The 7,784-nt window shown below is 71.3% G+C and carries 6 protein-coding genes; 2 read left to right on the forward strand and 4 right to left on the reverse strand.

Features of this window, described 5'->3' with window-relative positions; translation table 11 throughout:
* Positions 1 to 54 precede the first annotated feature (54 nt).
* The gene (locus tag ACFWRO_RS17720) at positions 55 to 453 is read left to right on the forward strand and encodes a DUF3592 domain-containing protein (RefSeq protein ID WP_384510993.1); all 399 of its coding nucleotides are present in this window, start codon (positions 55 to 57) and stop codon (positions 451 to 453) included.
* On the opposite strand, the gene ACFWRO_RS17725 is transcribed toward ACFWRO_RS17720, so the two are convergent.
* The 3 genes from ACFWRO_RS17725 to ACFWRO_RS17735 form a co-directional block, all read right to left on the reverse strand.
* Positions 446 to 1,516 (reverse strand): hypothetical protein, encoded by a 1,071-nt coding sequence (locus ACFWRO_RS17725; protein WP_384510995.1) that lies wholly within the window; start codon positions 1,514 to 1,516, stop codon positions 446 to 448. The genes ACFWRO_RS17720 and ACFWRO_RS17725 overlap by 8 nt on opposite strands.
* 82 nt (positions 1,517 to 1,598) lie before the next feature.
* A complete protein-coding gene (locus tag ACFWRO_RS17730; protein ID WP_384510998.1) occupies positions 1,599 to 2,258 on the reverse strand; it encodes a sigma-70 family RNA polymerase sigma factor in 660 nt (219 codons plus the stop codon).
* 225 nt (positions 2,259 to 2,483) lie between these two features.
* Positions 2,484 to 3,719, reverse strand: coding sequence for a cytochrome P450 (locus tag ACFWRO_RS17735; RefSeq protein ID WP_384511001.1), 1,236 nt, complete (start codon positions 3,717 to 3,719; stop codon positions 2,484 to 2,486).
* Between the two features lie 381 nt (positions 3,720 to 4,100).
* Here ACFWRO_RS17735 and ACFWRO_RS17740 point away from each other — a divergent pair, with 381 nt between their 5' ends.
* Positions 4,101 to 6,926, forward strand: coding sequence for an AAA family ATPase (locus tag ACFWRO_RS17740; protein WP_384511003.1), 2,826 nt, complete (start codon positions 4,101 to 4,103; stop codon positions 6,924 to 6,926).
* Positions 6,927 to 6,945: 19 nt separating this feature from the next.
* Here the strand turns inward: ACFWRO_RS17740 and ACFWRO_RS17745 are convergent, their stop codons facing one another.
* On the reverse strand, positions 6,946 to 7,776 hold the full coding sequence (locus ACFWRO_RS17745; RefSeq protein WP_384511006.1) for a type VII secretion system-associated protein: 831 nt from the start codon (positions 7,774 to 7,776) through the stop codon (positions 6,946 to 6,948).
* Positions 7,777 to 7,784: the final 8 nt, after the last annotated feature.

Below are 7,784 nucleotides of genomic sequence, written 5' to 3' on the forward strand. Positions count from 1 at the left end.
TGCAGCGGCGATCGATCACCCACCGGTTCGAGCACGAACGAAAGAGACTGAAGCATGTCCGAAGGCATAGGGATCGCGCTGTGCGTCGTTGCCTCTGTGGCGCTGCTCGGCGCCGCCCTCCAGGACGGACTCACGGTGCGACGGTTGCGCCTGCACGGAGTACGTACGCACGGCATGGTGGTCGACAACGTACGCGCCGACACCGACCAGCCCATGTGGATACCGGTGATCGAATTCACCGACCAGCAGGGCTACCAGGTGCGGTTCACGCCGAAAGGCCAAGGAACCGGCATGGGCATTCCGACCGGGCGGCGCGTGGACGTCCTCTACATGGCCGACAACCCTCAGACGGCGCGGGTGCTCCAACGACGGCACATGCAGGGGACCGTGTGGTCCCTGCTGTCGGGAGGGCTGATCTTCGCGGGCGTCGCGGTGTGGGTCATCCTCAGCTGAACGCGGGCAGGAAGCCCAGCAGCTTCTCCTCGATCCGGCGCAGCATCGCCAACCGGCTCCGGGCCACGCGCAGTTCGGTGGCGCGCGCCGCCGCCGTCGTCGTCGTACGGGAGGCCGGCTCGGCGGCCACGCGGGCGGCGGCATCGGAGAGCCGTCGGTCCATCTCGTCCAGGGTGAGGAAGACGCCTCGTTCCTCGTACACGCAGCCGTCCCGGGTCGGGTCCTTCTCCTCCACGATCCTGCTGACGCGGGGCAGCGTGTCGTCGAAGTCGTCTACTTGCACGGCGTAGATGAAGTGCTCGATGGGGACCGCCGGGCTGCGCTTGCTCAACGCCATCCCGACGAAGGCGAGGCAGTTCCTGACCTTGGCGCCTTCCTTCAGGAAGTCGAAGCCGTGTTCCTCCCGGGTCTCGCGGACCGCCGTCCGGAACACACTCTCGACCTCGACGGAGTATCCGCGCTCCAGCAGGAGCGTCACGACCTGTTCGTGCAGTGCGTTGATCTCGGCCATCCGGCGCAGGGCCGGATCAATGCCGTGCCGCAGCGTGGGCAGCTCGGGGCGGGCGGCGAAGTCTCGTACGACTTCCATGAGTTGGCGCTTCTGGCCGAGTTCGATCCGTAGGCACTCCCCGTGCCGATGGGCGAGCAGGTCCTGCGTTCCCTTCGGCAGGCTCGGCACCATGATCCCGGTCGGGTCGGTCTCGATGGCCGCGTAGTACAGGGCGGGCCTTCGGCGTGCCTCAGGGTCCCAGTAGGGAACGTCCACGGAGTACGTCCGCGCTCCCGCGACGGGTCGCGTCCCGGGCGTGTGGCGGACGACATGCCCGTCGGGGTGTTGGGTGAACGTCCTCTTCCTCGACGCGTTGGCCATCGTGTAGGCCCACATGCCGCACGGCCGGCCGTTGGGTATGTCCGGGTATCCGGTGTAGGAGGAGAGGACGCGGTGCGCTTCGGAGGGTGGGGCGGGGGCGGCGTCGGGTCCGGTGCCGGGTGTGGTGTCGGATGTGGTGACGGGGGCTGCGTCGGGTGCGGCGTCGGCCAACTGTGTGTTCTCCCTGCGCATGGTCGACGACGTAAACGTCGAGATCGAACGCTCTCCCCACGCTGAGTGGTCTTGCAAGTGCTTAGGCCGGATCCGGCCGCGATCACCCGAGGCCGGCCACCTCAAGGGCGTGCTGCAGGGCCCTCAGGGCGTAGTGGGAGCGCGACTTGACGGTGCCGAGCGGCAGACCGAGCTCCTGCGCGGTCTCCAGGCCGGTCAGGGACCTGAAGTGGAGGCAGTGGATGACGGCACGGTGCTCCTCCGACAGCGAGGCGAGCGCGTCGCGGACCAACTCGACGTCCAGGAGCCGCTCGTAGCCGCACTCGGGCTCGGGTATGAGCGCGAGTACCGCCTCGTCGCACTCCTGGGGCCGCGCCTTGCGCGCCCGCTCGGCGTCGATGGAGATCCGCCGGGCGACCGTGAACAGCCACGGCCTGAACGAGTCGAACCGGTGGCTGTCCGCCATGGCCTGCGGGTTCTTCCACGCCCTGATCAGGGTCTCCTGCTTGATCTCCTCCGCCCGTGAGCGGTCGCCGCGCGTCAGCGACAGGCAGTAGCGGTGCAGGGCGGTGCCGTGCAGCTTGACGACTTCCTCCACCTGGGCGGCGGTCGCCTTCATCGGCGGGACCTCGGGAGGCTTCTCCGTACGGCGTGTGAGGGTGCCGGTGGCCGCTCGGTGTGCACGGGCCGGGCCCCGGGCGGGAGCGGGGGCGGGGGTGTGGAAGTGGGTGTCGCGGTGGCGGGTGAGGAGCGCGGTTGCCATGGTGATCCCCTTCGCTGACGGGCGATCTGCTGTCCTCGAACAGGCTGCTCCGGCCGGTTCTCAGGAACATCGGCCACCTGACGTACGTCATGGAGCGGTGCGCGGCCGCGAACGTACGCCAGGTGGCCGTGACCAGGGCTCCGTCACCGCTCCGCCCATTCCCTCTCCGTCGCCTCCGTCCCCCTCCGTCCCCCTCCGTCGCCCTCCGTCGCCCTCCGTCCTCCTTCAGCGCTCGACGAAGGTGACCTCGAGGCGGGTCGGCCACGCCCCGTTCCCCTGGTGCCGCCAGGTGACGGCGCCGTCCCCGGCGACCGGTCGCAGCGACCCGCAGCGGTCGAGGAGCGCGCCCAGCGCCACGGTCAGCTGCGTACGGACGAGTCCGGCGCCGAGGCAGTAGTGGAGTCCCTGTCCGAAGGCGAGGTGGGGGTTGGGGGCTCGGCGCGGGCACAGCCGGGCCGGCTCGTCGAAGACGGCCGGGTCGTGATCGGCCGCGGCGAGGTCGAGGAGGACGAGGTCGCCGGCGGCGACGGCCACGCCGTCGATCTCCAGGTCCTCCGCGGCGAACCGCACCACGGCGTCCTCGCCGACCGACGTACGGCGCAGGAGTTCGTCGACCACCGTGGCGACGTCCGGACACGGGGCCGTGGTGGGGGCGGCCGCGAGCCGGGCGCCCAGCTCCTCGTCGGCGAGCAGCTGCCAGACGGCGCCTGCGGTCAGGGCGGGGAGCGTGTACGTGCCCGCGATGAGGAGCAGCTGGGCGACGTCGCAGATCTCGTCGTCGGTGAGTGGATCGTCGCCGGTCCGCGACGCCGCCAGGTTCCGCAGCAGATCGGTGTCTCCGTGCCCGACGCCGTCCCCCTCACCCGCCCGCTTCACGGCCACCAACGCGGCGAAGTAGCCCTGCAGTTCGGCGAGGTGCGCCTCCCGCTCCGGGCCCGTGAGGGCGCCGTCCAGCACGTGGGTGGTGAGTCGTTCGTGGTCCTTGAGGGGGACTCCCAGGAGCTCCATGGTGGTGGCGACGGCGAGTGGCCTGACGTACTCACTCACCAGCTCGACCGAGCCGCGCTTGGCGAAGCCGCTGAGGAGCCGGTCCGCTTCGTCCTGGGAACGCGCCCGCAGGCGCAGCAGCACGCGCGGTGTGATGGCCCGGCCCAGCGTGGTCCGCAGCCGGGTGTGCGCGGGCCCGTCGAGTTCGATGAGGGACGCGCGTCGGCCCGAAGTCCCGCCGCCACCGAACATCTCGGGGCATCTGGCGCGCAGGTCGGCGGATGCGGCGGTACGCGCCGAGGTCAGGCGTGGGTCGGTGAGCAGGAGGCGGATCCGACGATGGCCGGTGACGTACCACCCGGAGACGTCCTGCTGTATGAAGCGGCGCACCGAGCCCGTGGCGCCGCCGTCCGGACCGTGCCCTTCCTGCCCTTTGGCGAGCAAGACCTCGTCGAACCATGCGAGTTCATGCACCTTGTGCCCCCATTGCTCCGGCGCCCCGGCCGTCCGCCGGAGCCGTGTGCGCCATGCACTCCCCGTTCGGGCTACGCGGGCGCGAGGCACGGAGTTCGAACCGGGATGGGTGGTGACGGCGCCGGCACCCTTCCACCGTGTCGTCTTCCGGCACGGTCGGCGCGTTCGCGCTCATCGCCTCGGTCGTCTTCAGCGGCATCATCTGGCTCTGGTTCGGCCTGCCGATGTGGCTCCGGCTGCGGTACGGGCGAGCCAATCGCTGGGTAAGCGCTCTCTCACGCGCAGTTGGATCTCCGTCCCGAGATTACCGGTCGGTCGGTCCACCAGCGACGCTACGCTCTGCGCAAGTCGGTGCGGACTTGCGGGGAGTGGGGAGTACAGGTGGAGCAGGGCTGGGTGGGGCGGGCTGCGGAACTTGACGAACTGCGGGGGCTGTTGGCGGATGTGGAGAACGGCCGCGGTGGGGCGCTGCTCGTGGAGGGAGCACCGGGGATCGGCAAGAGCGACCTGATCGCCAGGGCGCTCGAAGGTCTGCCGGACGACCGGGTCACCGTGCTACAGGGCCGGGCCGACGAGTTCTGTCTGAACCTGCCGTTCCAGCTGGTCACCGATGTCCTGCGGCCGGTGCGCCGCGGTGCCGCTGACGTGACGGCGACCGGCCCGCGATCGCTGTGGGCGGCCGGTGCGGGCGACCGGTTCGCGGCGGGCGTGGAGGCCGCCGTGGCGGAGTTCGAACGGGCCTGCGCGGTGCGTCCGGTGGTCGTCGTGGTGAGCGACCTGCAGTGGGCCGACGAGGCCAGCCTCGCGGTCCTGGCCTCGCTGGTACGCCTGACCGAGCAGATACCCCTGCTGCTCCTCGCCGACCAGGTCCCCGGGCGCGAGGAGGTGGGGCAACTGCGGCGCACCATGCTGGGGCGCGGCGGACGCATGCTCGCCCTCCAGCCGCTGTCCGCCGACGAGTCGGCCGGTCTGGCGGGAGAGTTCCTGTCGGCAGAGATCGGCCCAGCGCTGCGCGAGCAGATCGAGCGGGCGGGCGGAAACCCGCTGTACATACGCGAGTTGGCCTTGGCGCTGCGCCGCGAGGACCGCATCCGGATACGCGAGGGCGTGGCCGAACTGCTCCCCCACCCCGACCGGGACCACCCGCTGCCCGGTTCGCTGGGCGCGGCCATCGCCGACCGCATCGGCTTCCTGAACAAGGACACCCTTGAGGTGCTCCGTACCGCCAGCGTCCTGGGCACCACCTTCTCCCTCACCGAACTCTCCGCCGTCCTCGACTGGCAGCCCCAGAAGGTGATCGAGGCCCTTCAGGAGGCGGTGGCGACCGGGATCCTCGCCGACACCGGACAAGGGCTGCACTTCCGCTCGCCCCTGGTCCGCAGCGCGCTGTACGAGTCGATGCCCATGACCGTACGCGGCCTGCGCCATCAGCAGACCGCCCACGTCCTCGCGGACGTCGGCCTCGCACCCGAACGCGTCGCCGCCCAGCTCCTCCAGACGACCGGAACGCTCGACGCCTGGACACTCGGCTGGCTCGGCGAAGCGGCCACCACCCTGCTGTACCAGGCACCGCACCTCGCGGTGGAGCTCCTCGGACGCGTCCTCGGGGATCCCTCCGAGTACACCCACGGGGAGCTGGCCAGGGACGATCCGCGGCGCGAGCCGCTGGAGCCGGTGCTGGCCATGGCCGCCTTCCGGCGCGGCGAGTTCGAGCAGGCGGAGGAGATCGCCACCCGGATCCTGGCCCGCACGGGCAGCGTGGAGCGAGCCGGTGAGATGACCTGGCTGCTCGGCTACACCCTGCTCTGCGTGGACCGCCACACCGAGGCCATCGAGGTCGTGTCCTCGGCCGGCGGGCGCTGGGACCTCGACCCTGTGTGGAGCGCCCGGATCCAGGCGCTCCACGGCCAGTTGCTCTATCACGCCGGCATCGCGGAGCAGAGCAGGGCGGTCAGCGAGAGGGCTCTGGAGCTCGGCCGCGAGCTCGGTGACGCCCCGACCATCACGCGGGCGGCGTCGATGATGGCGACCGAAGCCCGCATCGTGCTCGAATCCGAGCAGGTCCTCCCCTACCTCGACGAGGGGATCGCCGCGTCCGCCGATGTCCCCGAGCTGTCCGACGTCCGCGTCTCGCTGCTCGTCAACAAGATGCTGACGCAGATCGAGCGGGACGAGCCGGACGAGAAGGTCGACGCGACGATGCGCTCGGTCCGTCGGCTGGCGGAACAGACCGGCTCGGCGCGGCTCGGCATCGTACTCGTCTCCGCCTCGGAGTTCGCCTATCGCAGGGGACGGTGGGACGACGCGGTCGCCGACCTCAACGCCTCTCTCGACCTGCCCGACACCACGAAGCTGGCGGTGCTCCAGCACGGGATCAGCGCCCTGATCGCCATTCACCGGGACCAGCTCGAAACCGCGCGCGAGCATCTCGCCCAGGTCCCGGACGACCTCGCCACCATGGACCAGCACACCCGCGCCAACGCCTCGGATCTGCTGCGGGCCCGAGCCCTGCTCGCGGACCGCGAGGGCCGGCGGGACGAGGCCCTGGCCATGTTGGAGGAGACCACCACCGACGCCTACGCGTCCCTGGTCCTCGACCGCCACGACTGGATGCCGTTCCTGACCCGCACCGCGCTGGCCGCCGGCCGCGACGACCTCGCCGCAGCCGCCGTGGAGGCCGTGCGCCAGGACGTGACCAGGTACCCCCGTCCCGACAGCCAGGCCGCCGCCCGGCATTGTGAGGGCCTGCTCACCCGCGACCCCGAACCGCTGCGCCAGGCCCTCGCCTACCAGCGGAGCACCTCACGCGTCCTCGGCGCCGCGAGCTGCGCCGAGGACCTCGCCGTCGTCCTCGCCACCACCGGCAACCCCGACGACGCCCGTACCGCCATGCACGAGGCCGCCACCGCCTACCTCACCCTCGACGCCGTCGGCGAACTCGCCCGCGCCGACGCCCGCTGGCGCGAGGCAGGCCTACGCCGAGGCATCCAAGGCACCCGCAAACGACCCACCACCGGCCTTGCCTCCCTCACCCCCACCGAACACCGCATCGCCCAACTCGTCGCCCAGGGACTCTCGAACCCGGACATCGCCGAGCGCCTCTACTCCTCGCGCCGCACCGTCCAGACCCACGTCTCCCACATCCTGGCCAAACTCGGCCTCCACTCACGCGCCGAGATCATCCGCACCCTCACCACCACAGCCTGACGAGGACGCTCGCCGTTCATCAGTCGGTCAGGCTGCTCGGCAGGTCGACGTCGCCCGGGAGAGCGATGTCGTCCGGGAGAGCGACGTCCTCCATCGCGGGCCGCGTCGCAGTGCCGGCCGCCCGGGGCGGGGCACCCGCGTCCCAGGCCGGGTCGGCGGACTCGGTGGGACGGACGGGCGCGGCCTCGACCTCGTCGCTCCGCGCACCGGCGTCCTCCTCGACCTCGTCGCTCGGCTCACCGGCGTCCCCGTCGCCTCGTTCCCGGATCCCGGCCAGCGCGTCGAGCAGGGTCTCGACCTCGACGATGACGCTGACGGGCGCGGTCGGGCTGAGGAAGTACACGTCGTACCGCTCGGCCGTCAGGTCCAGCAGCTCGGGCAGATCCATGCGCGTGTGCGGATGGGTCGTCTCGTCCACGTCCACACCCGCCGTGGAGACGCTCACCACGTCGGTCCCGTCGGGTGCCTTCACCACGGCCGGCGCCCCGTTCGCGTCCACGAACACCAGCAGGTGGGCGGCAGCCAGCTCCCGGGCCACGACGTCCTCGTCCCCGTGGCCGGTGGCCGAGAGCTGGACGGCCGCGTCCAGCGAGTCGAGGGGTTCGGGCCAGCCGAGGGCGCGGGGTGTGGGGCGGTACTCCTCGTTGATCTCGCCCTCGACGATGTTGCCCTCGGAGTCGGTCCGCCAGGCGCCACCGACAGCCCAGTCGGGCGGCTCGCCCTCCTCGCCCCGCCATGCCGGGTCCACGATCCGGATGATGTGGTCGGGCGCCAACCTGCCCATTTTGACCAGCTCTTCGGGCCACGGCGGGGTGGCCGTGCCGGTCTCTGCGCCTTGCTGCTCGCTCACCTTGATCT

The sequence above is a fragment of the Streptomyces sp. NPDC058579 genome (assembly GCF_042718575.1).
Classification (GTDB): domain Bacteria; phylum Actinomycetota; class Actinomycetes; order Streptomycetales; family Streptomycetaceae; genus Streptomyces.

Bases quoted from the DNA above. Each gene is read 5' to 3' on its own strand.
- ACFWRO_RS17730 (WP_384510998.1), bottom strand. From the start codon at position 2,258: ATGGCAACCGCGCTCCTCACCCGCCACCGCGACACCCACTTCCACACC.
- ACFWRO_RS17720 (WP_384510993.1), top strand. From the start codon at position 55: ATGTCCGAAGGCATAGGGATCGCGCTGTGCGTCGTTGCCTCTGTGGCG.
- ACFWRO_RS17725 (WP_384510995.1), bottom strand. From the start codon at position 1,516: ATGCGCAGGGAGAACACACAGTTGGCCGACGCCGCACCCGACGCAGCC.